This window comes from Rhizobium sp. WYCCWR 11128, from assembly GCF_013416305.1.
Classification (GTDB): Bacteria; Pseudomonadota; Alphaproteobacteria; order Rhizobiales; family Rhizobiaceae; genus Rhizobium; species Rhizobium indicum.
Genome location: NZ_JACCEZ010000017.1, coordinates 58,251 through 83,002, shown reverse-complemented (window position 1 = coordinate 83,002; position 24,752 = coordinate 58,251). Strand labels below are relative to the sequence as shown.

At 60.9% G+C, this 24,752-nt stretch carries 24 protein-coding genes; 1 reads left to right on the top strand and 23 read right to left on the bottom strand.

The features are described 5' to 3' along the window. Positions 1-394: 394 nt before the first annotated feature. Complete coding sequence (locus HX898_RS31400) at positions 395-859, top strand: DUF5680 domain-containing protein (RefSeq protein ID WP_180196697.1); 465 nt, start codon at positions 395-397, stop codon at positions 857-859. Between the two features lie 203 nt (positions 860-1,062). Here the strand turns inward: HX898_RS31400 and HX898_RS31395 are convergent, their stop codons facing one another. The 23 genes from HX898_RS31395 to HX898_RS31285 form a co-directional block, all read right to left on the bottom strand. After that, positions 1,063-1,746 carry an ABC transporter ATP-binding protein gene (locus HX898_RS31395; RefSeq protein ID WP_025394108.1) on the bottom strand — a complete coding sequence of 228 codons (684 nt, stop codon included), beginning with the start codon at positions 1,744-1,746 and terminating at the stop codon, positions 1,063-1,065. 14 nt (positions 1,747-1,760) lie between these two features. Continuing rightward, positions 1,761-3,065 carry a lipoprotein-releasing ABC transporter permease subunit gene (locus tag HX898_RS31390; protein WP_062943872.1) on the bottom strand — a complete coding sequence of 435 codons (1,305 nt, stop codon included), beginning with the start codon at positions 3,063-3,065 and terminating at the stop codon, positions 1,761-1,763. A 15-nt stretch (positions 3,066-3,080) separates the two neighbouring features. Beyond that, positions 3,081-4,403 carry a proline--tRNA ligase gene (proS, locus tag HX898_RS31385; RefSeq protein ID WP_138328244.1) on the bottom strand — a complete coding sequence of 441 codons (1,323 nt, stop codon included), beginning with the start codon at positions 4,401-4,403 and terminating at the stop codon, positions 3,081-3,083. A gap of 590 nt (positions 4,404-4,993) precedes the next feature. Further along, a complete protein-coding gene (locus HX898_RS31380) occupies positions 4,994-5,269 on the bottom strand; it encodes a DUF1467 family protein (RefSeq protein ID WP_028741386.1) in 276 nt (91 codons plus the stop codon). Positions 5,270-5,475: 206 nt separating this feature from the next. Beyond that, positions 5,476-5,880 (bottom strand): methylmalonyl-CoA epimerase, encoded by a 405-nt coding sequence (mce, locus tag HX898_RS31375; protein ID WP_180196696.1) that lies wholly within the window; start codon positions 5,878-5,880, stop codon positions 5,476-5,478. Positions 5,881-5,882: 2 nt separating this feature from the next. Further along, positions 5,883-7,553, bottom strand: a complete 1,671-nt coding sequence (locus HX898_RS31370) for a ribonuclease J (protein ID WP_180196695.1) — start codon at positions 7,551-7,553, stop codon at positions 5,883-5,885. 17 nt (positions 7,554-7,570) lie between these two features. Then, positions 7,571-8,335: a biotin--[acetyl-CoA-carboxylase] ligase gene (locus HX898_RS31365; protein ID WP_138328247.1), complete on the bottom strand. Its 765-nt coding sequence runs from the start codon at positions 8,333-8,335 to the stop codon at positions 7,571-7,573. Further along, a complete protein-coding gene (gene nuoN / locus HX898_RS31360; protein WP_138387550.1) occupies positions 8,335-9,780 on the bottom strand; it encodes an NADH-quinone oxidoreductase subunit NuoN in 1,446 nt (481 codons plus the stop codon). The genes HX898_RS31365 and nuoN overlap by 1 nt, the downstream gene beginning before the upstream one ends. An 18-nt stretch (positions 9,781-9,798) precedes the next feature. Then, complete coding sequence (locus HX898_RS31355) at positions 9,799-11,310, bottom strand: NADH-quinone oxidoreductase subunit M (protein WP_130694340.1); 1,512 nt, start codon at positions 11,308-11,310, stop codon at positions 9,799-9,801. Further along, positions 11,310-13,310 carry an NADH-quinone oxidoreductase subunit L gene (nuoL, locus tag HX898_RS31350; RefSeq protein WP_138387551.1) on the bottom strand — a complete coding sequence of 667 codons (2,001 nt, stop codon included), beginning with the start codon at positions 13,308-13,310 and terminating at the stop codon, positions 11,310-11,312. Before nuoL ends, HX898_RS31355 begins: the two co-directional genes overlap by 1 nt. A 7-nt stretch (positions 13,311-13,317) precedes the next feature. Then, the gene (nuoK, locus tag HX898_RS31345; protein ID WP_003547388.1) at positions 13,318-13,626 is read right to left on the bottom strand and encodes an NADH-quinone oxidoreductase subunit NuoK; all 309 of its coding nucleotides are present in this window, start codon (positions 13,624-13,626) and stop codon (positions 13,318-13,320) included. 24 nt (positions 13,627-13,650) lie between these two features. Next, on the bottom strand, positions 13,651-14,265 hold the full coding sequence (locus tag HX898_RS31340; RefSeq protein WP_003547387.1) for an NADH-quinone oxidoreductase subunit J: 615 nt from the start codon (positions 14,263-14,265) through the stop codon (positions 13,651-13,653). 142 nt (positions 14,266-14,407) lie between these two features. Beyond that, complete coding sequence (nuoI, locus tag HX898_RS31335; protein ID WP_003547385.1) at positions 14,408-14,899, bottom strand: NADH-quinone oxidoreductase subunit NuoI; 492 nt, start codon at positions 14,897-14,899, stop codon at positions 14,408-14,410. Between the two features lie 40 nt (positions 14,900-14,939). Next, positions 14,940-15,983 (bottom strand): NADH-quinone oxidoreductase subunit NuoH, encoded by a 1,044-nt coding sequence (nuoH, locus tag HX898_RS31330; RefSeq protein WP_003547383.1) that lies wholly within the window; start codon positions 15,981-15,983, stop codon positions 14,940-14,942. A 12-nt stretch (positions 15,984-15,995) separates the two neighbouring features. After that, positions 15,996-18,077, bottom strand: coding sequence for an NADH-quinone oxidoreductase subunit NuoG (gene nuoG, locus HX898_RS31325; protein WP_180196694.1), 2,082 nt, complete (start codon positions 18,075-18,077; stop codon positions 15,996-15,998). A gap of 218 nt (positions 18,078-18,295) precedes the next feature. Then, entirely contained in the window at positions 18,296-18,994 is a 699-nt protein-coding gene (locus HX898_RS31320; protein WP_138328251.1) for a 5' DNA nuclease, read from the bottom strand. A 2-nt stretch (positions 18,995-18,996) separates the two neighbouring features. After that, positions 18,997-20,301, bottom strand: a complete 1,305-nt coding sequence (gene nuoF / locus HX898_RS31315; protein ID WP_138328252.1) for an NADH-quinone oxidoreductase subunit NuoF — start codon at positions 20,299-20,301, stop codon at positions 18,997-18,999. Positions 20,302-20,311: 10 nt separating this feature from the next. Beyond that, positions 20,312-21,478 carry an NADH-quinone oxidoreductase subunit E gene (locus tag HX898_RS31310; RefSeq protein WP_180196693.1) on the bottom strand — a complete coding sequence of 389 codons (1,167 nt, stop codon included), beginning with the start codon at positions 21,476-21,478 and terminating at the stop codon, positions 20,312-20,314. A 16-nt stretch (positions 21,479-21,494) separates the two neighbouring features. Then, positions 21,495-21,767, bottom strand: coding sequence for a hypothetical protein (locus tag HX898_RS31305; RefSeq protein ID WP_025394095.1), 273 nt, complete (start codon positions 21,765-21,767; stop codon positions 21,495-21,497). After that, complete coding sequence (locus tag HX898_RS31300; RefSeq protein WP_180196692.1) at positions 21,767-22,957, bottom strand: NADH-quinone oxidoreductase subunit D; 1,191 nt, start codon at positions 22,955-22,957, stop codon at positions 21,767-21,769. The genes HX898_RS31305 and HX898_RS31300 overlap by 1 nt, the downstream gene beginning before the upstream one ends. Before the next feature lie 65 nt (positions 22,958-23,022). After that, positions 23,023-23,625: an NADH-quinone oxidoreductase subunit C gene (locus tag HX898_RS31295; protein WP_003558447.1), complete on the bottom strand. Its 603-nt coding sequence runs from the start codon at positions 23,623-23,625 to the stop codon at positions 23,023-23,025. An 18-nt stretch (positions 23,626-23,643) separates the two neighbouring features. Further along, the gene (locus HX898_RS31290; RefSeq protein ID WP_027685149.1) at positions 23,644-24,228 is read right to left on the bottom strand and encodes an NADH-quinone oxidoreductase subunit B; all 585 of its coding nucleotides are present in this window, start codon (positions 24,226-24,228) and stop codon (positions 23,644-23,646) included. After that, a complete protein-coding gene (locus HX898_RS31285) occupies positions 24,219-24,584 on the bottom strand; it encodes an NADH-quinone oxidoreductase subunit A (RefSeq protein WP_010055493.1) in 366 nt (121 codons plus the stop codon). Before HX898_RS31285 ends, HX898_RS31290 begins: the two co-directional genes overlap by 10 nt. Positions 24,585-24,752 lie beyond the last annotated feature (168 nt).

Below are 24,752 nucleotides of genomic sequence, written 5' to 3'. Positions count from 1 at the left end.
CCTGAAAACTTTAGAGCGCCATGACGATGAGCGAGAAGCTGGCAACGAACATTGCGATGGAGGTGAATGCTGCGATATCACGGATCATGTCAGTCATCGGGCTCTCCTTTACTCGTTATGTTTTCAATTTGTTCCATGTATGTTCTGTTGTCAACAGGAATCTTTTCCTTCTTTGTTGTGTTCGAAAAATGCCGGGATGTGCACCTGCGAATCGCTGGGAGCCAGTACCCGATGTGATGGGCAGCAGGTTGCCCCTTCTCGGCCTGTCCCAGATCGGTCACGGCGCCTAGACGGCCAACCTCCTCGGTGGCCCGTTTATTTCCAACCTACGTTCCCTTTTTGTTCTTTACACATCGCAGCATATTTGCCAGCATCAGGCTGAGAGGAGAAGGACATGTTGGATATTGCGATGCTGAACCAATTCGTCGTGGAGGCGAAGGCTGCGACCTATGTCGGCGGCGGCGTGGCGCGCGCGCCCTGCCGGCCGGGTGCCCACGATATCGGTTTCGAACGCGGCGACTGGCGCTATCTCGACAGCTATTTCGGCGGGACCGATTTCGCCGGACAGGAAGTGGTGTGGCTCGCCGACGAGCCCGTCTGGGCGATGAATTATTTCGGCTGCATCATTGCGCCTGAGCTTATCGACGGCGCAGCAGCCGGAACGGTGATCAAGGCTGCACTTTCTGCGATGTATCGCGAGGGCCGGTTTCTTGGCGGGATGGAATTCGACCATCCGTTCGGCCACTATATCGACAGCAGCGAAGGCGGCTGCGAGCGGTTCATCGGCCACGAATGCATCATGGTCGATGGCCAGAAGGCCTATATGCTCGACTATCGCGGCGGACTGGTCATCCCCTGATCGCGGCCCGCTGCACCTTCCCCGCTCGCGGGGCGAAGGGATATGCCGCACCGGCTTTCTCTAACCTCGACGCTGCGTTTGGCACGTTCCCTCGCCCCGCTTTTACGGGGGTCCGAAGGACGGGGCGAGACGAGTGGCTCGCCCCCGGTAGGTTAGGGTGAGGGGCAGCCATCGGCGCAAACCGGACATCCTGGACCGCAGTCTCAGAAATCGACGATCTTGCCGTCGGAGATCGTCACGCGCCGATCCATGCGGCGGGCGAGTTCGTGATTGTGGGTGGCGATGAGGGCAGCAAGGCCGGACTGGCGCACCAGCGCTTCCAGTGCGTCGAAGACGTAGCTTGCCGTTTCAGGGTCGAGATTGCCGGTCGGCTCGTCGGCAAGAAGCAGGGTCGGCGCATTGGCGACGGCGCGAGCAATCGCAACGCGCTGCTGCTCGCCGCCGGAGAGCTCGCCCGGGCGATGCGAGCCACGATGGCCGATGCGCATATAATCGAGAAGCTGGCCGGCCCGCTCTCCGGCTTCCTTCCAGGAAAGCCCGGCGATCAGCTGCGGCATCATGATATTTTCGAGCGCCGAGAATTCCGGCAGCAGGTGGTGGAACTGATAGACGAAGCCGATTTCGCTGCGGCGGATGGCGGTGCGTTTCTCGTCGCTCAGGCCGTCGCAGGCATGGCCGTTGATGTTGACCTCACCGCCGTCCGGATGCTCCAGGAGGCCGGCGACATGCAGCAGTGTCGACTTGCCGGTGCCGGAAGGGGCGACGAGAGCGACAATCTCCCCCTTCGATATCGAAAAATCCGCGCCCTTCAGGATCGAGAGCAGCGTACCGCCCTGCCCGTAATGGCGCTCGACGCCGGTAAGCTGGAGAACGACGTTGCGTTTCATGAAGGCGGCATTCCTTATTCGTAGCGCAGGGCCTGCACCGGATCGAGCCTGGAGGCACGCCAGGCCGGGAAGATGGTCGCGATGAAGGAGAGCGTCAGCGCCATGACGACGATCGAGATCGTTTCGCTGAGATCCATCTCGGCCGGCAGCTGGCTGAGGAAATAGACCTGCGGATTGAACAGTACGGTGCCTGAAATCCACGAGAAGAACTGGCGGACGGATTCGATGTTGACGCAGACGAGAACGCCGAGCAGCACACCGGCAATGGTGCCGACGATGCCGATCGCCGCCCCAGTCATGAAGAAGATGCGCATGATAGCGCCGGCGCTGGCGCCCATGGTGCGCAGGATGGCGATATCGCTGCCCTTGTCCTTCACCAGCATGATGAGGCCGGAGATGATGTTCAGCGCCGCGACAAGCACGATCAGAGTCAGGATCATGAACATGACGTTGCGCTCGACCTGCAGCGCCGAGAAGAAGGTCTGGTTGCGCTGGCGCCAGTCGGTGATGGCGATCTGGCGGCCGGCCGCTTCCTCCACCTTGGGCCTCAGATCGTCGATATCGTCGGGGTTGTCGACGAAGAGCTCGATCGACTGCACCAGTCCCTCGGCATTGAAATAGAGCTGCGCTTCCTCGAGCGGCATGAAGATGATCGAGGAGTCATATTCCGACATGCCGATCTCGAAGAGACCGGAAATCTTGTAGGACTTGATACGCGGGCTGACGCCCATCGGCGTAATGTCGCCATCCGGTGACGTCAGCGTAATGAGATCGCCAACACGCAGACCGAGTTGGTCGGCCATGCGGGTGCCGATCAGCACGCCGTCGCCGGAGGCATACCCCACCATATCGCCTGATTTGATGTTGTCGGAGACCGTTTTGAGCTTGGTCAGATCCTCGGCGCGGGCGCCGCGCACCAGAGCGCCGGTGCTGCCGCCGGCCTGGGCGGAGGCGAGCACCTGGCCTTCCACGAGCGGTAGCGCCATCTTGACGCCAGGTACGGCGGCGAGCTTGCTGCTGAGGACCGGATAATCGGTGAAGGGGCCGTCGACCGGCTGGACGATCATGTGGCCGTTGATGCCGAGGATGCGCGAGACGAGTTCGGTGCGGAAGCCGTTCATCACGGCCATGACAATGATCAGCGTCGCAACGCCAAGCATGATGCCGACGAAGGAGAAGCCGGCGATGACCGATATGAAGGCTTCCTTGCGGCGGGCGCGTAGATAACGCCACGCCACGAGGCGTTCAAAGGTGGAAAATGGCTTGCCAGCCGGACCCAAGCCGGATTTCGAACTCCGGTCCACTGCTGCCTCTGCCATTTCGCCTCCGTTTCCTTAAGCCACGAACCGATTGATCGCCGCTTCGATGGTCATCGTTTCGCGGGCGCCGGTCTTGCGGTCCTTCACTTCCACCTCGCCGTTTGCGACCGCGCGCGGGCCGGCGATAATCTGTACGGGTACACCGATCAGGTCGGCGGTCGCGAATTTCGTGCCGGCCCGGTCGTCGGTATCGTCATAGAGCACATCCTTGCCGGCCTTGCTCAGCGCGGCATAGATCAACTCGCAGGTATCGTCACAGGCCTGATCGCCCGCCTTCATGTTGATCACAACGATATCGAAGGGTGCGACCGATGCCGGCCAGATGATTCCGTTATCATCATGCGATGCTTCGATGATGGCGGGAACAAGGCGTGTCGGGCCGATACCGTAGGAACCCATGTGAACGAAGTGTTCCTTGCCATCAGGTCCCTGCACTTTCGCGCCCATCGGCTCGGAATATTTCGTGCCGAAATAGAAGATGTGGCCGACCTCGATGCCGCGCGCCGACAGGCGGTCGCCTTCGGGAACGGCGTTGAAAGCCGCCTCGTCGTGCATTTCCGAGGTCGCCGCATAGAGCGAGGTCCACTTGTCGAAGATCGCCTGCAAACCCTCGACGCTGTCGAAATCGGTATGTTCACCAGGAATATCGAAGTCGACGAAATCCTTGTGGCAGAAGACTTCGGATTCGCCGGTATCGGCGAGGATGATAAATTCATGGCTGAGCTTGCCGCCGATCGGGCCGGTATCGGCGCGCATCGGGATGGCGCGCAGGCCGAGTCGGTCGAAGGTTCTGAGATAGGCGGCGAACATCTTGTTATAGGAATGCTCCGCCGCTTCGCGCGTCAGATCGAAGGAATAGGCATCCTTCATCATGAATTCGCGCGAGCGCATGGTGCCGAAGCGCGGACGGATCTCGTCACGGAACTTCAGCTGGATATGATAGAGATTGAGCGGCAGGTCCTTGTAGGACTTGACGGAGGAGCGGAAAATATCCGTCACCATCTCCTCGTTGGTGGGGCCGTAAAGCATCGGCCGATCCTGACGGTCCTTGATGCGCAGCATCTCCTTGCCGTAGGCGTCGTAGCGGCCGCTTTCCTGCCAGAGCTCGGCCGATTGCAGGGTCGGCATCGACAGCTCGATGGCACCGGCGCGGTTCTGCTCGTCGCGGATAATGGCGTTGACCTTGTCGAGCACACGCTTGCCGAGCGGCAGCCAGGAATAAATGCCCTGCGACTGCTGGCGGATCATGCCGGCGCGCAGCATCAGCCGGTGGGAGACGATTTCCGCCTCCTTGGGGTTTTCCTTGAGGATGGGCATGAAATAGCGGGACAGACGCATGGCGGATTCCGGAGCAGTTGAGATCCCGCAGCAGGCGGAATCGAAAGACCATTGTTAATGTCGGGAGCGTTCATAGCCGCTTCGCGGCAGGAAGGAAACCCGCAACGGATGCCGGCAACCTCCCGGAAGCGCATGTTCGCACCCGCAAAATGAAAGGGCATGAAAAAGCGCGTGTTTATAAGGGCTTGAACGAAAATCTTGTCAACAGAAAAATTTTGCTAGAGTGTAGCAAAAATGCAAAAAAAGCTGATGACAAAGCCCAATGTTTGAGCTAGTTTTAGCTCACAAAACAGGCAGGAAGTTAAATTCTTGCCGAATTCGCGGTCAAGTCTTGGGAGGATCAGATCTTAGGCGCGCTCGTCGCAGCCCCGGCAACGGTTACAGATCACGCGATACTTAAAACAAGGCTTTTAGCCTTGTTTTTTTTTGGCTTTTCGGCCTCCACCCCACCCAGAAATCCAACCGGCTTCCGTAAGGGGATGGCCATCATTCCGTTACGAGAGCTCTTTGCCGCAACAGTATGACGCTGGTATGACGAAATTCGCTTTCAATAGGGTTACATCTGCTCAAAGTTTGAGCAAAAGCCACACTCAATAGAAGCTGGGGCCGAGTTGCGGCAGGGCATCGAAGCCCCAGCCGAAATAGGTGTCGCAGAGGTACCAGAGGCCGTAGACCAGGGCCGAAATCAGCGTCGTCAGCGAAAACACGAAAGCGGCGCGAAACCGGGTGGGCGCGCTCGGAACGGTGCCGAGCACGACATCATTGTCGTCCGCCTGGGTGCGCAGGCCGATCGGCAGGACGGCGAAAAGCGTCATCCACCAGATGATGAAGTAGACGGCAAATCCCTGAAGAAAGATCTGGAGCATTCTGGTTCCCGTTGGTGTGGCGCTGCTGCATTCCTTAAATCGGAATCGATTTAAGGAATGCAGCAATTTAAATTGTTACAGCGTCCTTTGCGCGTCTTAGAAGACACGCGGCGCTGTAATATCGCGTCCTTATACGGTGGAATGGCGACCAACTCAAAGCGGACGAAAGGTTTTGCGGTCTTCGGGTCACTCTGCCGCAGCAGGGCTCAGGCCTGTTCGAGTTCGATCAGCGTGCCGAAGAAATCCTTGGGGTGCAGAAAGAGCACCGGCTTGCCGTGCGCGCCGGTCTTCGGCTGGCCATCGCCAAGCACCCTTGCGCCCGCCGTGACCAGCCGGTCACGGGCGAGAAGGATATCGTCCACCTCGTAGCAGATGTGATGCATGCCGCCGGATGGGTTCTTTTCGAGGAAGGCTGCGATCGGCGAAGTATCGCCGAGCGGTTGCAGCAATTCGACCTTGGTGTTCGGCAATTCGACGAAGACGACGGTGACGCCGTGTTCCGGCAGAGCCTGCGGCTGCGATACGGCAGCACCCAGCGTATCGCGATAGGCCGCCGTCGCTGCGGCCAGATCGGGCACGGCGATGGCGATATGGTTGACCCGGCCGAGCATGGTCAGACCTTGGTGACGAAGGCGGTGACAAGAGGTTTCTTGCCCCAGGTGTTGTTCGCGGCCGAGCGGATGGCGCGGCGCACGGCCTCCTGCAGCATGTCGATATCCTTGCGGCGGGCGCGCGGAATGCTCTCGATGGCGCTGACCGCCGCGTCGAAGAGCGTATCCTCCATATCCTCGCCCTCATCATCGTAGGTCGGCAGGCCGATCGAAATGAGGTCGGGTTCGCCGACGATGTCATAGCGGGCGTCGAGCAAGACGTTGACCGCGACATGGCCGACATAGGAGAGCTTCTTGCGCTCGCCGATACCCATCTCGTCGAAATCGCCGATCAGCGTACCGTCCTTATAAATCCGGCCATGCGGCGCCTCGCCGATCACCTCGACGGGACCGGGCGCCAGCCGCAGGATATCGCCGTTGCGCACCCGCGGCACCAGTGCGATGCCGGATTGCTCGGCAAGTTCCTTATGCGCCGTCAGATGTGTTGCCTCGCCATGCACCGGCACGACGATCTTCGGCCGTGTCCACTCATACATCCGCTGCAACTCGTTGCGGCGCGGATGGCCGGAAACGTGGACCAATGCCTCGGTATCCGTGATGATGTGCACACCCTGCTCGACGAGGCCGTTCTTGATGTCCTGGATCGCCTTCTCGTTGCCGGGAATGGCGCGCGAGGAAAAGACGACGATATCGCCTGCCGTAAACGCCACATTGCGCATCTCATCGCGCGAGAGTTTGGCAAGGGCTGCCCGCGCCTCGCCCTGGCTGCCGGTCAGGATGACGACGACCTTGTCGCGCGGGATATAGCCGTATTCGTCCTCGGAGATGAAGGGCTTCACACCTTCCATCAGGCCGATGTCCTGGGCAACGTTCACGACGCGCTTCAGCGAACTGCCGAGCAGCAGCACTTCGCGGCCTGCCGCCTCTGCAGCCTCGGCAACAGTACGGATGCGCCCGACATTCGACGAGAAGGTGGTGATCGCCACCCGGCCCTCGGCATTCTCGATGATCTTACGCAGGCTTTCGGACACATCCTTCTCGGAAGGCGAAACACCGTCGCGCAGCGCATTGGTGGAATCGCACATCAGCGCCAGCACGCCCTCGTCGCCGAGTTGGCGGAAACGTGTCTCGTCGGTCAGGGGCCCGAGCGAAGGCTCGTGGTCGATCTTCCAGTCGCCTGTATGGATGACATTGCCGACCGGCGTGCGGATCATCAGCGACATCGGCTCGGGGATCGAATGGTTGACGGCGACACCTTCGATGCTGAACGGGCCGACATTGATCGTATCGCCGGCCTTGAACGGCGTCACCGGCACTTCGCCGATCGTCGCCTTCTCGAAATTGCGTTTGGCTTCGAGCAGACCTGCGGTAAAACCAGAGGCATAGACCGGCACGTTGAGGCCGGGCCAGAGATCGGCGAGCGCACCATAATGGTCTTCATGCGCATGGGTGATGATGATCGCCTTGAGGTTCTTTCGTTCGCTGGCGAGGAAGCGGATATCCGGCAGTACGAGGTCGACGCCCGGCAGGTCAGGCCCGGGAAAAGTGACGCCACAATCGACCATGATCCACTGGCGATGCTCGGGCGGGCCGTAGCCGTAGAGAGCGAGATTCATGCCAATCTCACCGACACCGCCCAGAGGCAGGAATACCAGTTCGTCCTGTTTCGCCATAATTTTCGTTTTTTCCGCTATCCAAAAAACACATCACCGGCAGCAATGGGCATTATCCTGCCAGCGCCGGTATCGAGCATCAACAAGCCATTATCATCAATTCCGGCGAATTGTCCGGAAATCGATCGGTCCGGCAAATTGACCGTAATCTTTTCGCCGATGCCGCAGGCGATGGCGCGCCAGAGCGTCGTGATCTCGCCGACGCCACGGCCCTGGTCCCATATTTCAAGCACTTCCGCCGTGGCGGCGAAGAGATGCGCGAAAAGTTCCTCCGGCGACGCCGCACTTCCCTGCTGACGCAGGCAGGTAACGGGGTAGAGCGGATTGTCGGGCATTATCGAGATATTGATGCCGATGCCGACGATCAGCGCGTAACGGCCGTCCGGCAGCCCCTCGCCTTCGACGAGAATGCCGCAGGTCTTCTTTCGGCCGATGAGGATATCGTTCGGCCATTTGACCTCGAGCGGTTCGGCGCCCAGTGGCAACACCCTGCGGATCGCCTGGTGCACGGCAACGGCGATTGCCAGCGGCAGCGAGCCCAGCCGCTCCATCGGCGCCGGGTCGATCAGGAGAAGGGAAGCGTAGAGATTGCCGCGCTCGGAAACCCAGAGCCTGCCGCGGCGGCCGCGACCGCCCGTCTGCCTCTCGGCGGTCACCCAGAGATTACCGCCATCGCCCGCCCGAGCCCGGGCGAGGCATTCGCTGTTGGTGGACGATGTTTCCGACAGAGCCTCGTGCCTGAAATCGCCGAGCGATATCCGGCGCCGTCCGTCGGAAGCCATCAAAAGAGCGTCGCAGCAGCTAGCTCTGCCGCACCGCCGATCGGGCCGCCGATGAGGACATAGGCGGTGACGAAGAGACCGGAGAGACCGAAGACCAGACGCAGAGAACCGGAGACACGGGCGAATTCGCCGGTCGCCTCATCGAACCACATCAGCTTGATGACACGCAGATAATAGTAAGCGCCGACGACCGAGGCGAGAACGCCGATGATGGCGAGCGCATAGAGCTTGGCCTCGATGGCGGCAACGAAGACGAAGTACTTCGCGAAGAAGCCGGCGAGCGGCGGGATGCCGGCGAGCGAGAACATCAGCGCCGTCAGCACCACGGCCATGAACGGGTTGGTTGTGGAGAGGCCGGCGAGATCGTCGACATTCTCGACGACGGTGCCGTCCTTGCGGCGCATCGACATGATGATCGCAAAGGTGCCGAGCGTCATGACCATGTAGATGACCATATAAAGCATGACGCCGGTGACGCCGGTCTGGTTGCCGGCGGCAAGGCCGACCAGCGCATAACCCATGTGGCCGATAGAGGAATAGGCCATCAGTCGCTTGATGTTCTTCTGGCCGATCGCGGCAAACGAACCGAGCAGCATCGAGGCGATCGAGATGAAGACGACGACCTGCTGCCAGTCCGCCAGAACCGGCTGGAAGGCGGTAATGACGATGCGGGTCATCATCGCCATGGCAGCAACCTTGGGTGCTGCGGCAAGGAAGGCGGTCACCGGCGTCGGCGCGCCCTCGTAAACATCCGGCGTCCACATATGGAAGGGAACAGCGGAGATCTTGAAGGCGATGCCGGCGAGGATGAAGACCAGGCCGAAGATCAGACCGAGCGAACGCGCGCCCTCGACGGACAGCGCCTGGGCGATTTCGGAGAAGTGGGTGTGGCCGGTGAAGCCGTAGACCAGCGACATGCCGTAGAGCAGCATGCCGGAGGAAAGCGCGCCGAGGACGAAATATTTCAGGCCGGCTTCGGTCGACTTCAGGCTGTCGCGGTTGATCGCGGCGACGACATAGAGCGCCAGCGACTGCAGTTCCAGCGCCAGATAGAGCGAGATCAGGTCATTGGCCGAGATCATCAGCAGGATGCCGAGGGTCGCAAGCACCAGGAGAACCGGGAACTCGAACTTGTCGAGCTGGTTTTCGCGGGCGTGGCCAATCGACATGAACATGGCGACCAGCGAACCAATGAGCGCTACCAGCTTCATGAAGCGCGAGAAGCCGTCGGCCATGTAGACGCCACCATAGGCAAGGCCTTCTGCCGGCACGAAGAGCAGCCACAGGCCGGAGGCCAGCAGCAGGACGATGGCCAAGCCGGTGACGACAAGGCCCGACCGCTCGCCTGAGAAGACGCCGACCATCAACAGGACAAGGGCGCCGACCGCGAGGATGAGCTCCGGCGCGGAAAGATGCAGACTGAGGAGAATTGTTTCAGCGGTCATGTCCAATAAGTCCCGTCATCATTTCATAGACAGCGCAACATTCTGCGCTGCGTGCACGGCGGCCGTGTAGTTGTTGACCAGCAGATCCACCGAGGCGGCCGTCGCATCGAAGACCGGAGCCGGATAAACGCCGAAGAAGATGGTCAGCGCGACTAGCGGGTAGAGGATCAGCTGTTCGCGCGGCGAAAGATCGAGCAGCGCCTTCAGCTTCTCCTTCTCCAGCGCACCGAAGATCACCCGGCGATAAAGCCAGAGCGCGTAGGCGGCCGAGAGGATGACGCCGGTGGCGGCAAAGAGCGCCACCCAGGTGTTGACCCGGAAGACACCGATCAGCGTCAGGAATTCGCCAACGAAGCCGGACGTGCCGGGAAGCCCGACATTGGCCATAGTGAAGACCATCATCGCCACGGCATATTTCGGCATGTTGTTGACGAGGCCGCCATAGGCGTTGATCTCGCGGGTGTGGGTGCGGTCGTAGACGACGCCGACGCAGAGGAAGAGCGCGCCGGAGACGATGCCGTGCGAGAGCATCTGGAAGATCGAGCCTTGGACGCCCTGCATATTGGCGGCAAAGATGCCCATGGTCACGTAGCCCATGTGGGCCACGGAGGAATAGGCGATCAGCTTCTTGATATCGTCCTGCATCATCGCCACCAGAGAAGTGTAGATGATGGCGATGACGGACATGGCAAAGACGAGCGGCGCGAAATAATCGGACGCGACCGGGAACATGCCGAGCGAGAAGCGGATGAGACCGTAGCCGCCGAGCTTCAGCAGTACGCCGGCCAGGATCACCGAGCCAGCCGTCGGCGCCTGAACGTGGGCATCGGGAAGCCAGGTATGGACCGGCCACATCGGCATCTTCACCGCAAAGGAGGCGAAGAAGGCAAGCCATAACCAGGTCTGCAGCGCCGGCGGGAACTTGTAGGCGAGCAGCGCGGTGATGTCGGTCGTGCCGGCCTGCCAGTACATCGCCATGATGGCGAGCAACATCAGCACCGAGCCGAGTAGCGTATAGAGGAAGAACTTGTAGCTCGCATAGACGCGGTCCTTGCCGCCCCAGACGCCGATGATCAGGAACATCGGAATAAGGCCCGCCTCGAAGAAGACGTAGAAGAGCACGATATCGAGCGAGACGAAGACGCCGATCATCATCGTTTCGAGGATGAGGAAGGCGATCATGTATTCCTTCAGGCGCTTCTCGATCGAGAGCCAGCTCGCCAGCACGCAGAAGGGCATAAGGAAAGTCGACAGGATGACGAACAGCATCGAGATGCCGTCGATGCCGACGTGGTAGCCGATGCCGGTGCCGAGCCAGTTATGCTTCTCGACCATCTGGAAGCCGGGATTGGCATTGTCGAAGCCGATCCAGATGAAGAGCGAGACGACGAAGGTGAAGACGGTGGTGATCAGCGAGATCCACAGCACGTTCTTCCGGCCGGTTTCGCTCTCGCCGTTCATCAATAGCAGGAGCACCACGCCGACGAGCGGCAGAAAGGTGACCGTTGAAAGAATAGGCCAATCGGTCATCAGAAGGAACTCCCGAGCATCATCCAGGTAACGAGCGCCGCAACGCCGATCAGCATGGCGAAGGCGTAGTGATAGAGGTAACCGGTCTGCAGGCGCACCACCCGATCGGTGACTGCGACGACGCGGGCAGCGACACCGTTCGGGCCGTAGGTGTCGATGACGCCGACATCACCCTTCTTCCACAGGAAGCGCCCGAGCGCCTTGGCGGAGCGGACGAAGAGGAAGTCATAGAGCTCGTCGAAATACCACTTGTTCAACAGGAACTGGTAGAGCACGCGATGCTGCTGCGCGAGGATGCGCGGCGTCTGCGGCGAGCGGATATACATGTACCAGGCGGTGACGAAACCGAGCACCATGGCGATGAAGGGGCTCAAGGCCACGAGCGCCGGCACATGGTGGAACTCTTTAACCAGTTCGTTCTCAGCGCCGGTAAAGAGCGCACCCTTCCAGAACTCGGCATATTCCTCGCCGTAGAACCTGCCTTCGAAGAAGTACCCGGCGAAAACTGCTCCAATTGCGAGGAGATAGAGCGGTACCAGCATGACCTGCGGCGACTCGTGGACGTGGTGCATCACCTCGTGCGAGGCGCGCGGCTTTCCATAGAAGGTCATGAAGATCAAGCGCCAGGAATAGAAGCTGGTGAACAGAGCCGCAATGACCAGCAGCGTGAAGGCAAAGCCGGAGACCGCCGAATGCGAAGCATAGGTCGCCTCGATGATCACGTCCTTGGAGTAGAAGCCGGCAAGACCGACCGGTGTGAAAGGAATGCCGACGCCGGTGATTGCCAGCGTACCGACAATCATCATACGGAACGTCCACTTAATATGCGGCCGCAGGCCGCCCATGTAGCGCATGTCCTGCTCGCCATCGACGGCATGGATGACCGAGCCGGCGCAAAGGAAGAGCAGCGCCTTGAAGAAGGCATGGGTGAAGAGATGGAAGATCGCCGCGCCATAGGCCCCTACCCCGAGCGCCACGAACATGTAGCCGAGCTGCGAGCAGGTGGAATAGGCGATGACGCGCTTGATGTCGTTCTGCACGAGGCCGACGGTTGCCGCGAAGAAGGCGGTGATGGCGCCGATCACGGTGACGACAACCAGCGCATCCGGCGACAGTTCGAAGAGCGGCGACATGCGGGCGACGAGGAAGACGCCGGCGGTGACCATGGTGGCGGCATGGATCAGGGCCGAGACCGGGGTCGGGCCTTCCATGGCGTCAGGCAGCCAGGTGTGCAGCAGGAACTGCGCCGACTTGCCCATCGCGCCCATGAAGAGCAGCAGGCAGATGCCGGTCAGCGCATGCGCCTTGTCGAGCTGCATGCCGAAGAGATTGAGGAACACCTCGCCCGCTTCGCCGCCGCCTTCATGCGGGGCGAAGTTCGAGGCGTTGGCGAAGATCGTGTCGAGGTTGATCGAGCCGAACAGCACGAAGACGCCGGCAATGCCGAGCACGAAGCCGAAGTCGCCGACGCGGTTGACGATGAAGGCCTTCATCGCCGCAGCCGTCGCCGACGGCTTCTTGAACCAGAAGCCGATCAGCAGATAGGAGGCGAGACCAACGCCTTCCCAGCCGAAGAACATCTGGGCAAGGTTGTCAGCTGTCACCAGCATCAGCATGGCGAAGGTGAAGAGCGAGAGATAGGCGAAGAAGCGCGGACGATGCGGATCGGTATGCATGTAGCCGATCGAATAGACATGCACCAGCGTCGAGACCGTGTTGACGACGATCAGCATCACTGACGTCAGCGTATCCACACGCAGCGACCAGGAGACGTCGATGCCGCCGGACTGGATCCAGCGCAACACCTCGACCTTGATCGGACCGCCTTCGGCATGGCCCATGCCGACAGTGAAGAAGACGACCCAGGACAGGATGGCGGCGATGATCATCAGGCCGCTGGTGACATATTCCGAAGCCTTGGCGCCGATCGCGCGGCCGAAAAGGCCGGCGACGATCGCACCGATCAAGGGAAGAAAGACGATAGCCTTATAGAGGAACATGAGCCACTCAGCCCTTCATCATATTGACGTCTTCGACCGCGATCGAGCCACGGTTGCGGTAGAAGACAACGAGAATTGCAAGACCGATCGCCGCTTCGGCAGCCGCGACCGTCAGGATGAACAGCGCGAAGACCTGGCCGACGATGTCGTTCAGGAAGGAGGAGAAGGCGACCATGTTGATATTGACGGCAAGCAGGATCAGCTCGATCGACATCAGGATGACGATGACGTTCTTCCGGTTCAGGAAGATGCCGAAGACGCCAAGCGTGAAGAGGATGGCGCTGACCGTCAGGTAGTGGGAAAGTCCGATGACCATGTTCTTTGTTCCTTGACCTGCCCTTTAGACGCCCTGCCCGGGCTTGACCGACACCACCTCGACGGCGGTGGCGGGCGTGCGGGCAACCTGCCTGGGAATATTCTGCCGCTTGATGTTGGTGCGGTGTCTCAACGTCAGCACGATCGCGCCGATCATGGCGACCAGGAGCACCAGACCAGCGATCTGGAAGAAATAGACGTAGTTGGTGTAGAGCACGTCGCCGAGGGCGGCCGTATTGGTGCGCTCGCTCAGCGCCGGGATCGGCATGGCGACTGATTTGGCGATCTCAGGCGAGATGACGCTGCCGCCGATGACGACGATCAGTTCGGCTGCGAGGATCACCCCGATCAGCCCGCCGATCGGCGCATATTCGAGAACGCCGGCCCTCAATTCGGTGAAGTCGATATCGAGCATCATCACCACGAAGAGGAAGAGCACGGCGACGGCGCCGACATAGACGACAAGCAGGATCATCGCCAGGAATTCGGCACCGAGCAACAGGAAGAGGCCGGCGGCATTGAAGAACACCAGGATCAGGAAGAGAACCGAGTGAACCGGGTTCTTCGCCCAGATGACCATGAACGCCGACGCCACCGCGACAAAGGCGAAAAGATAGAAAAATAGAGCCTGCAGACCCATGTTGGTGCCTTTTTCATCTTCCCCCGGGCAGCCGGGAGTTTTTCTGCCCGATAGAACTTTGCGCGGCTGACCGGCAAAACTCCTGTGCATATTGACCGCGACCGAAGCGCTCAAGCTCCATTACGGCATTTCAAAAACTCGATCAGCGGTACGGCGAGTCGATCGCGATGTTGCGGGCGATTTCGCGCTCCCAGCGGTCTCCGTTATCCAGAAGCCGCGCCTTGTCGAAATAGAGCTCTTCGCGGGTTTCCGTCGCAAATTCGAAATTCGGGCCTTCGACGATCGCGTCGACCGGGCAGGCTTCCTGGCAGAAGCCGCAATAGATGCACTTCACCATGTCGATGTCGTAGCGCACCGTGCGGCGCGTGCCGTCATTGCGGCGCGGACCGGCCTCGATGGTGATCGCCTGGGCAGGACAGATCGCCTCGCAGAGCTTGCAGGCGATGCAGCGTTCCTCGCCGTTAGGATAACGGCGCAACGCATGCTCGCCGCGGAAACGCGGGGAGACCGGACCCTTTTCGAAGGGATAGTTGATCGTCGCCTTCTGGCGGAAGAAATAACGCATCGACAGAAAGAACGCGCCGACGAATTCCTTGAGAAACAGCGAGCTGATGGAGCCGGACAAGCTTGCCATCTTCAACCTCCAATTTTGCCGAAAACGAGAGTGGGCACCATCATGCCCAACCCATCAGTTTCAGCACGAATGCAACGATGACGACCATGGCGAGCGACAGCGGCAGGAAGACCTTCCAGCCGAGGCGCATGAGCTGGTCGTAGCGGTAGCGCGGAACGAAGGCCTTGACCATCGCGAACATGAAGAACACGAAGCAGGCCTTCAGCGTGAACCAGATGATGCCTGGGACCCAGTTGAGGATCCAGATATCGACCGGGGGCAGCCAGCCGCCGAGGAAGAGGATCGTCGTCAGCGCGCACATCAGGCAGACGGCCGCATATTCGCCGAGCATGAACATCATGTATGGCGAGGAGCCGTATTCGACCATAAAGCCGGCAACGAGTTCCGATTCAGCTTCCGGAAGGTCGAAGGGCGGACGGTTCGTCTCGGCGAGCGCCGAAATGAAGAAGATGATGAACATCGGGAACAGCGACAGCCAGTGCCAGTCGAGGAACGACGCCGGTAGGCCGAGCATGGTGCCGAGGCCGGTATGCTGCGCATTGACGATATCAGTCAGGTTCAGCGAGCCGACGCAGAGAAGCACGGTGACGATGACGAAGCCGATCGAGACTTCATAGGACACCATCTGTGCCGCCGAGCGCAGCGCGCCGAGGAACGGATACTTCGAGTTCGAAGCCCAGCCGCCCATGATGATGCCGTACACCTCGAGCGAGGAGATCGCGAAAATATAGAGGATGCCGACATTGATGTTGGCGATCACCCATCCGTCGGCCAGCGGCACCACCGCCCAGGTGGACAGCGCCAGAAGCACCGTCACCAGCGGAGCCAGCAGGAACACCGCCTTGTTGGCGCCGGCCGGAATGATCGGCTCCTTGAAGACGAACTTCAGAAGGTCGGCGAAGGACTGGAACAGGCCGAAGGGACCGACGACGTTCGGGCCGCGGCGCAGCTGAACGGCCGCCCAGATCTTGCGGTCGGCGAGCAGCACATAGGCGATGAAGACAAGCAGGCAGACGAGAAGCAGCAGCGACTGACCGATCATGATGATCGCCGGCCAGACATAGGTCGAAAAGAAAGAATCCATAGTCCCCTGCCCTTACTCTGCCGCGACTTTGAAGTTGTTGCGGGCCAATGCCGAGCACTCCGCCATGACAGCCGAGGCACGCGCTATCGGGTTCGTCAAATAGAAGTCTTTCACCGGCGACGCAAACCCGGATTTGTTCATCTTGCCGGCTTTTTTCGCAACTGCGGCAATTTGGGCGCTATCGGTTTCAGCGATCTCGTCGATGGCAGCGAAATGCGGGAAAGCGGCATAGAGCCGGACACGCAATTCGCTGAGCGAATCGAAGGGAAGCTTCTTGCCAAGCACGTCGGAAAGGGCACGGATGATCGCCCAGTCCTCGCGGGCGTCACCCGGCGCAAAACCTGCGCGGTTGCCCATCTGGACGCGGCCCTCGGTGTTGACCCAGGTTCCGGACTTCTCGGTATAGGCTGCGGCCGGCAGGATGACATCGGCATGATGCGCGCCGTTATCGCCATGCGAGCCGATATAGACGGTGAGCTTGGCCTTCTTCGCGGTGAAGTCGAGTTCGTCTGCGCCGAGCAGGAAGAGCACGTCCATCGCCGTCAGCATCTCGGCGGCATTGACGCCCTTGGCGCCCGGCACGAAGCCGAGGTCGAGTCCGCCGACGCGCGAGGCAGCGGTGTGGAGGACGGCAAAGCCGTTCCAGCCTTCGGAGACCGCGCCGACCGAGCCGGCGAGCTTGGCAGCGCTGGCGAGAACGCCGGCGCCATCGGTGCGCGACAGCGCGCCCTGGCCGATGATGATCATCGGCTTGGCGGCGTTCTTCAGGACTTCGGCGAAGGCATGGGTGCCGTCGACCAGATCCTTCAGCGTGTCGGGACCGCCGCCGAGGTAATCATAGCTGTAGCGCAGTTCACCCAGCTCGCCGATCACGCCGATCGGGAACTTGCCGCGGCGCCAGCGCTTGCGGATGCGGGCGTTGAGGATGGCTGCCTCGAAGCGCGGATTGGCGCCGATGATCAACAGCGCATCGGCCTGGTCGATGCCCGATATGGTCGGGTTGAAGAGATAGCTTGCACGGCCCAGCGACGGATCGAGTGCCGCCCCATCCTGGCGACAGTCGAGATTGGCCGATCCCAGCGACTTCACCAGTTCGGAGAGCGCATACATTTCCTCGACGGAAGCAAGGTCGCCAGCAATGGCGCCGATCTTGTCGCCCGAGGTGGCGCCGACGGCGGCCTTGATGGCGCCGAAGGCTTCGGCCCAGGTGGCCGGCTGCAGGCGACCGTCGCGGCGGACGTAGGGCCGGTCGAGGCGCTGGGTCTTAAGGCCGTCCCAGATGAAGCGGCTCTTGTCGGAGATCCACTCTTCATTGATCGCCTCGTTGACACGCGGCAGGATGCGCATGACTTCGCGGCCGCGGGTATCGACGCGGATCGCCGAACCGACGGCATCCATGACGTCGATCGATTCGGTCTTGTTCAGCTCCCAGGGGCGCGCGGTGAAGGCGAAAGGCTTCGAGGTCAGCGCGCCGACCGGGCAAAGGTCGACGACGTTGCCCTGCAGCTCGGAGGTCATCGCCTGTTCGAGATAGGTGGTGATCTCGGCATCCTCACCACGGCCAATCAGGCCGAGTTCGGAAATGCCGGCGACCTCGGTCGTGAAGCGGACGCAGCGCGTGCAGTGGATGCAGCGGTTCATCACCGTCTTGACGAGCGGGCCGATATACTTGTCCTCGACGGCGCGCTTGTCTTCCTGATAGCGCGAGGTGTCGATGCCGAAGGCCATCGCCTGGTCCTGCAGGTCGCATTCGCCGCCCTGGTCGCAGATCGGGCAATCGAGCGGATGGTTGATCAGCAAGAATTCCATCACACCTTCGCGGGCCTTCTTGACCATCGGGGTGTTGGTGAAGACCTCGGGCAGTTCGCCGTTCGGGCCGCCGCGGATATCGCGCACGCTCATGGCGCAGGAAGCCTGTGGCTTCGGCGGGCCACCCTTCACCTCGACAAGGCACATGCGGCAATTGCCGGCAACCGACAGGCGCTCATGGAAGCAGAAGCGCGGAACCTCGGCACCGGCATCCTCGCACGCCTGCAATAGCGTGAAATGATCCGGAACTTCGATCTCGTTGCCGTCAATCCTCAGTTTTGCCATCGTCGCTCAGTCCTGTTTCCCGTTTGCCTGATGACGGCAAACAAACCTATTTTTGCAGCACTCTCATTGCCAAGCCGGATCTTTCGTCCTGCCGACATCTGATGTCGCCCAAATTCTCTATCGCGCGTTCCAGACCCGGAACCCGCACCGGCATCTTCAGGCCCCCGCCCGTCCGCCGACCTGCCCATCTTTCCGGCCGATCGACACGGCCGGACAGTTCATTTCTTTCTGCGGCCCCGCCCTGCCAGAACTTTCGCCTGGCCGGTCCAGTCGTCACGGCCGATGCGGCCATTGAAGCCGAGTTCAGCGTCGAACCGGGCGATTTCCTCGTCGGTCCAGGCAGCGATATCGGCGAAGCTGCGAATGCCCTTGGCGTTCAGCACCTGCTCCAGCTTCGGGCCGATGCCGGCGATCAGCTTGAGGTCGTCGGTCTTCCCCCGCGCAACCGGTTTTGCCTTCACGGCCGGCTTTGGCTGGCTGGCCTTCGCTTGGCTGGCTGGCTTGGCTTGGCCGGCTGGCGTCGGCTCGCTGACCGGCTTGACGACAGTCAGTGTCGGCTTTGCCTTCTTCTCGGCCGGCGGCTTGGTGAAAGCCTTGACCTCCGAGCGAATATTCTCCGGCCGGATATCGACATCGGGCTTCAGTTCGTCCGGAGGCGTGTCATCGAGGGCGGCCGCGACCTTGCCGGTGGTTTCCAGGGCGCTCTGCCAGGCACCGAAGAAAGCGCCGGCCATCTGGGTCGAGAAACCAAAGCCGATCGCCGTTGCGGCGGCAAAGGCTGCCGCGGGCTGCGCCATCAGCGGATGCACCGGCATCGCCCGTGCATTTTCCAGCATCTCGGCGGCTAGACGGCCGAAACCGGCCGCGAAATCGGCGACTTCTTCCTTCTTCCCACTCTTGGATGCGTTGTCCGCCATGATTATTCAGCCGCCTCCAGAACCGCACCGTGATCAAGCGCGCTCGCGGTATACTGGTCGATGCGCTTTTCGATCTCGGGACGGAAGTTACGGATCAGACCCTGCACCGGCCACGCGGCGGCGTCGCCGAGCGCACAGATGGTATGGCCTTCGATCTGCTTCGTTACCTGGAACAGCATGTCGATTTCGCGCTTCTGGGCATTGCCCTTGGCCATGCGTTCCATGACGCGCCACATCCAGCCCGTGCCTTCGCGGCAGGGCGTGCACTGGCCGCAGCTCTCATGCTTGAAGAAGGCGGAGATGCGGGCAATCGCCTTGATGACGTCGGTGGACTTGTCCATGACGATCGCGGCGGCCGTACCGAAGGAAGAGCCGACGCCGCGCAGGCCGTCGAAATCCATCGGGCAATCGATGATGTCCTTGGCCGGAACGATCGGGCAAGATGCTCCGCCTGGAATGACGGCAAGCAGGTTGTCCCAGCCACCGCGGATGCCGCCGGCATGGCGGTCGACCAGTTCGCGGAAGGTGATGCCCATTTCCTCTTCGACCGTGCACGGCTTGTTGACGTGGCCGGAGAGCATGAACAGCTTGGTGCCCACATTGTTCGGACGGCCGATGGCCGAGAACCAGCCGGCGCCGCGGCGCAGGATCGTCGGCGCGACAGCGATCGATTCGACGTTGTTGACCGTCGTCGGGCAGCCGTAAAGGCCCATATTGGCCGGGAACGGCGGCTTCAGGCGCGGCTGGCCCTTCTTGCCTTCGAGGCTTTCGAGCAGGGCAGTTTCCTCGCCGCAGATATAGGCACCGGCGCCGTGATGGACGAAGATGTCCATGTCCCAGCCGAGCTTGTTGTTCTTGCCGAGCAGGCCAAAATCATAGCATTCGTCGATCGCCGCCTGCAGCGCTTCGCGCTCGCGGATATATTCGCCGCGCACATAGATGTAGGCCGCATTGGCGCCCATCGCGAAGCTCGCGATGACACAGCCTTCGATCAGCGTATGCGGATCGTGGCGCATGATGTCGCGGTCTTTGCAGGTGCCGGGTTCCGATTCGTCGGCGTTGACGACGAGGTAATGCGGCCGCCCGTCGCTTTCCTTCGGCATGAAGGACCATTTGAGGCCGGTCGGGAAACCGGCGCCGCCGCGACCGCGAAGGCCAGACGCCTTCATCTCATTGATGATCCAGTCGCGGCCCTTTTCGAGGATCTGCTTGGTGCCGTCCCAGTGGCCGCGGCTCATCGCGCCCTTCAGGGATTTGTCCTTGAGGCCGTAGATGTTGGTAAAGATGCGGTCTTTATCTTGTAACATGCTTCACCTCTTACCGCGGCTTCTTGCCGAAGACCTTGATATATTCCGCTTCCCCGCCCTTGGCGAGCGCCTTGGCCTGCTTGACCCAGTCATCGCGCTCGATGCGGCCGCGGAAGTTCAGATAGCCGTCGACCCATTCGCGTTCGGCCTTCTTCCAGCCTGCGACCTGCGCGAAGGTGAAGATGCCGATTTCGTTCAATGTCGCCTCGATCTTCGGGCCGACACCCGAGATCATCTTCAGATCATCAGGTGCGGCAGGCTTTTCGACGCCGGCCGGACGGTTCTTGTCAGTCAGGGCAGGCTTTGCCGCCGGGGCAGCTTCAGCCTTGACGGCCGCTTTCGGCGCCGGTTCGGCGGCCGCAGTGCCTGATATCGGCTGCTGCTCGGCAGCCTTGGCGTTTTTCGCAGCCGCCTTCGGCGCCGTTGCCGGCGTCTTCAGGGCAGCATTAGTCTCGGCATCGGTGCTCTTCGGGCGGGCGGCCTCCGAGGGCGGAACCGGCGCGGCGTCGACCGGAGCCGACACGGTTTCGGCATCGGCCTTCTTGGCGCGCGTCCTTGCCTTCGGCTCTTCGGTCGTCAGCGAGGTCGGGCCGCCTTCGGGCGCCGAAAACACCCGGTCGATCTGGGTGCCGGGCTTGATGCTGGCGCCATTGCCGGCGGCAAAAACGTCGATAATCTCTTCGAGACGCTGGGGCGTTAGGTCCTCATAGGTGTCCTTGCCGATCATCACCATCGGGGCGTTGACGCAGGCCCCGAGACATTCGACCTCTTCCCAGGACAGAGTGCCTTCGGCATTGCGCTCGAAGGCATGGGCATGGATCTTGCTCTTGCAGACCGACATCAGCGCTTCCGAGCCGCGCAGCATGCAAGGCGTCGTGCCGCAGACCTGCACATGGGCGCGGGTGCCGACAGGATGCAGCTGAAACTGCGTATAGAAGGTCGCGACCTCGAGCACGCGGATATAGGCCATATCCAGCATGTCGGCGATCTTTTCGATCGCCGCGCGCGTGACCCAGCCGTCCTGCTCCTGCGCCCGCATTAACAGCGGAATGACCGCCGATTGCTGGCGGCCGGCGGGGTATTTCTGGATCGTCTTGTCCGCCCAGACCGCATTCTCATCGCTGAAGGCGAATGCGGCAGGCTGAAATTGATCTTCGGCTAATCGACGAACGGACATTCTTTCTCACGCCTTGTCAGTTTAGGGTTCCACACCGCGAAGCGGTCAAAGACTGCATTTCGCAGGCATAGGCCGACTGGTCTTTTTGCATAAACACTACGAATTTGCTGCCGTTCGGAATGGCAGCCTTGATCTGATAGCCCTTGGACAAAAGCTCACCCATGGACGATTGCTGCGCCGGCGGCGTCTCTTCCTTGTGGCCCAGCGGCGTGCCGAGGCTATCGGACTCCTGAGCCGAAACCCCGGATGCCGAAAGAAGGATTGCGACGGCCAGAGGCAGAAGCTGCATCAGCGATCCACCTCGCCGAAGACGATGTCGAGCGAGCCGAGGACGGCCGCGACGTCGGCAAGCTGGTGGCCGCGGCACATGAAGTCCATCGCCTGCAGATGGGCATAACCGGGGGCGCGGATCTTGCAGCGATAGGGCTTGTTGGTGCCGTCGGAGACGAGATAGACGCCGAATTCGCCCTTCGGCGCCTCGACAGAGGCGTAAACCTCGCCGGCCGGCACATGGTAGCCTTCGGTATAGAGCTTGAAGTGGTGGATCAGCGCTTCCATCGAGCGCTTCATCTCGCCGCGCTTCGGCGGCACGACCTTGCCGTCGATCGACGAGAAAGGACCGGTCTTCGCATCCGAGAGCAGGCGGTTGACGCATTGCTTCATGATGCGGACCGATTCGCGCATCTCGATCATGCGGATCAGATAACGGTCATAGTTGTCGCCATTCTTGCCGATCGGGATATCGAATTCGAGATCGGAATAACATTCATAGGGCTGGGCGCGACGCAGATCCCAGGCCGCACCGGAACCGCGCACCATGACGCCGGAGAAGCCCCAGGCCCAGCATTCCTCCAGCGAGACGACGCCGATATCGACGTTGCGCTGCTTGAAGATGCGGTTGCCGGTCAACAGGTTGTCGATGTCGTCGAGCGCCTTCAGGAACGGGTCGCACCAGGCGCCGATATCCTGCACGAGCTGTTCGGGCAGATCCTGGTGGACGCCGCCCGGACGGATATAAGCGGCATGCATGCGTGAGCCGCTGGCGCGCTCGTAGAACACCATCAGCTTTTCACGCTCTTCGAAGCCCCAGAGCGGCGGCGTCAGCGCGCCGACGTCCATGGCCTGCGTCGTGACGTTCAGGAGGTGCGAAAGGATGCGGCCGATTTCCGAATAGAGAACGCGGATCAGCTGGCCACGAATCGGGATCTCGATGCCGAGCAGCTTTTCGACGGCCATCGCATAGGCATGTTCCTGGTTCATCGGCGCGACGTAGTCGAGACGATCGAAATAGGGCACGGCCTGAAGATAGGTCTTGGTCTCGATCAGCTTCTCGGTGCCGCGATGCAAAAGGCCGATATGCGGATCGACACGCTCCACAATTTCGCCGTCAAGCTCCAGGACAAGACGAAGAACGCCGTGCGCCGCCGGATGCTGCGGTCCGAAATTGATATTGAAGTTGCGGACGTTATGTTCGGTCATGGCGATGGGCTCGCGTTCTCAGATAACCAGTGAATGGCGGGCTAAGCCCACCAACCACCTTGAATTTATTGCTTCGCTTTTTCGTCGCCCGGCAGCACATACTCCGTGCCTTCCCATGGCGACATAAAGTCGAAGTTGCGGAATTCCTGCTTCAGCTCGACCGGCTCATAAACGACGCGCTTTGCCGCATCGTCGTAACGCACTTCGACAAAACCGGTGGTCGGGAAATCCTTGCGCAGCGGATGGCCCTCGAAGCCGTAGTCGGTCAGGATGCGGCGTAGGTCCGGATGGCCGGTGAAGAGCACGCCGTACATGTCCCAGGTCTCGCGCTCGAACCAGTCGGCACCCGGATAGACGGGGCAGGCCGACGGAACCGGCGTATCCTCGTCGGTCGCGACCTTGACGCGGATGCGCAGGTTCTTCTTCGGCGACAGCAGGTGGTAGACGACGTCGAAACGCAGCTCGCGCTGCGGCCAGTCGACGCCGCAAATATCGATCAGATTGACGAAACCGCATTTGGCGTCGTCGCGCAGGAAGGTCAGAAGCGCAACCAGGTTTTCACCCGTCGTCGTCAGCGTCAGCTCGCCATACTTCATCTGCGATGCGGCGATCAAGTTGCCGCGCGCTTCGCCAAGGTAGGACGCAAGCTCAGTCAGGGCTTCACTCATATGCCTTGTCCTTAACCCTTAGCGTTCGATCGTGCCGGTACGCCGGATCTTCTTCTGCAGCAAAAGCACGCCGTAAAGCAGCGCCTCTGCCGTGGGGGGACAGCCCGGCACGTAGATGTCGATCGGCACGATGCGGTCGCAGCCACGCACGACCGAATACGAATAGTGATAATAGCCGCCGCCATTGGCGCAGGAGCCCATCGAGATGACGTAGCGCGGCTCGGGCATCTGGTCGTAGACCTTGCGCAGCGCCGGCGCCATCTTGTTGGTCAGCGTGCCGGCGACGATCATTACGTCGGACTGGCGCGGCGAAGCGCGCGGCGCAAAACCGAAGCGCTCGACGTCGTAACGCGGCATCGACAGCTGCATCATTTCGACGGCGCAGCAGGCAAGACCGAAGGTCATCCACATCAGCGAGCCGGTACGGGCCCAGTTGATCAGCTCGTCGGTCGAGGTGACGAGAAAACCCTTGTCGGCGAGCTCATTGTTGATCTCACCGAAAAATGGGTCGTTGCTGCCGATCGGCTTGCCGGTCGAGGGATCGATGATCCCCTTTGACTGCTGTGCGACGAGCGGCTGATTGCTCACAGGGGCTACTCCCATTCCAGGGCTCCCTTCTTCCATTCATAGATAAAGCCGATGGTCAGCACGAGAAGGAAGACCATCATGGACCAGAAGCCGAACCAGCCGATGGCGCCGAAAGACACGGCCCAGGGAAAGAGGAAGGCGACTTCGAGGTCGAAGATGATGAAGAGGATCGACACGAGATAGAAGCGGATGTCGAACTTCATGCGGGCGTCGTCGAAAGCGTTGAAGCCGCATTCGTAAGCCGAGAGCTTTTCCGAATCAGGCGCTTTGAAAGCCACGGCGAACGGCGCAATGAGCAGCGCCAGGCCGATAACGAGCGCAATAGCAATGAAGATAGCGATCGGAATATAAGAACTGAGCAGTTCAGTCATCATGTTCATCCCTGCTTGCCGGAGACGCCAGGGGGCGCATTTGGGCAAATGCCCGGCAAGCGAACGTGCGTTGCAACAAGCCGTGGTTAGCGCAGCCGAAGCCCCGGCGCAAGACTTTTACAGAGGCAATTCGACGCGTGTCGCGCGGACATTATCAAGCAGATGCAA

Coding starts and splice junctions, on each gene's coding strand:
- HX898_RS31400 (WP_180196697.1), top strand. CDS start 395: ATGTTGGATATTGCGATGCTGAACCAATTCGTCGTGGAGGCGAAGGCT.
- HX898_RS31395 (WP_025394108.1), bottom strand. CDS start 1,746: ATGAAACGCAACGTCGTTCTCCAGCTTACCGGCGTCGAGCGCCATTAC.
- HX898_RS31390 (WP_062943872.1), bottom strand. CDS start 3,065: ATGGCAGAGGCAGCAGTGGACCGGAGTTCGAAATCCGGCTTGGGTCCG.
- proS (WP_138328244.1), bottom strand. CDS start 4,403: ATGCGTCTGTCCCGCTATTTCATGCCCATCCTCAAGGAAAACCCCAAG.
- HX898_RS31380 (WP_028741386.1), bottom strand. CDS start 5,269: ATGCTCCAGATCTTTCTTCAGGGATTTGCCGTCTACTTCATCATCTGG.
- mce (WP_180196696.1), bottom strand. CDS start 5,880: ATGCTCGGCCGGGTCAACCATATCGCCATCGCCGTGCCCGATCTGGCC.
- HX898_RS31370 (WP_180196695.1), bottom strand. CDS start 7,553: ATGGCGAAACAGGACGAACTGGTATTCCTGCCTCTGGGCGGTGTCGGT.
- HX898_RS31365 (WP_138328247.1), bottom strand. CDS start 8,335: ATGGCTTCCGACGGACGGCGCCGGATATCGCTCGGCGATTTCAGGCAC.
- nuoN (WP_138387550.1), bottom strand. CDS start 9,780: ATGACCGCTGAAACAATTCTCCTCAGTCTGCATCTTTCCGCGCCGGAG.
- HX898_RS31355 (WP_130694340.1), bottom strand. CDS start 11,310: ATGACCGATTGGCCTATTCTTTCAACGGTCACCTTTCTGCCGCTCGTC.
- nuoL (WP_138387551.1), bottom strand. CDS start 13,310: ATGTTCCTCTATAAGGCTATCGTCTTTCTTCCCTTGATCGGTGCGATC.
- nuoK (WP_003547388.1), bottom strand. CDS start 13,626: ATGGTCATCGGACTTTCCCACTACCTGACGGTCAGCGCCATCCTCTTC.
- HX898_RS31340 (WP_003547387.1), bottom strand. CDS start 14,265: ATGGGTCTGCAGGCTCTATTTTTCTATCTTTTCGCCTTTGTCGCGGTG.
- nuoI (WP_003547385.1), bottom strand. CDS start 14,899: ATGGCAAGCTTGTCCGGCTCCATCAGCTCGCTGTTTCTCAAGGAATTC.
- nuoH (WP_003547383.1), bottom strand. CDS start 15,983: ATGGATTCTTTCTTTTCGACCTATGTCTGGCCGGCGATCATCATGATC.
- nuoG (WP_180196694.1), bottom strand. CDS start 18,077: ATGGCAAAACTGAGGATTGACGGCAACGAGATCGAAGTTCCGGATCAT.
- HX898_RS31320 (WP_138328251.1), bottom strand. CDS start 18,994: ATGGCGGACAACGCATCCAAGAGTGGGAAGAAGGAAGAAGTCGCCGAT.
- nuoF (WP_138328252.1), bottom strand. CDS start 20,301: ATGTTACAAGATAAAGACCGCATCTTTACCAACATCTACGGCCTCAAG.
- HX898_RS31310 (WP_180196693.1), bottom strand. CDS start 21,478: ATGTCCGTTCGTCGATTAGCCGAAGATCAATTTCAGCCTGCCGCATTC.
- HX898_RS31305 (WP_025394095.1), bottom strand. CDS start 21,767: ATGCAGCTTCTGCCTCTGGCCGTCGCAATCCTTCTTTCGGCATCCGGG.
- HX898_RS31300 (WP_180196692.1), bottom strand. CDS start 22,957: ATGACCGAACATAACGTCCGCAACTTCAATATCAATTTCGGACCGCAG.
- HX898_RS31295 (WP_003558447.1), bottom strand. CDS start 23,625: ATGAGTGAAGCCCTGACTGAGCTTGCGTCCTACCTTGGCGAAGCGCGC.
- HX898_RS31290 (WP_027685149.1), bottom strand. CDS start 24,228: ATGGGAGTAGCCCCTGTGAGCAATCAGCCGCTCGTCGCACAGCAGTCA.
- HX898_RS31285 (WP_010055493.1), bottom strand. CDS start 24,584: ATGACTGAACTGCTCAGTTCTTATATTCCGATCGCTATCTTCATTGCT.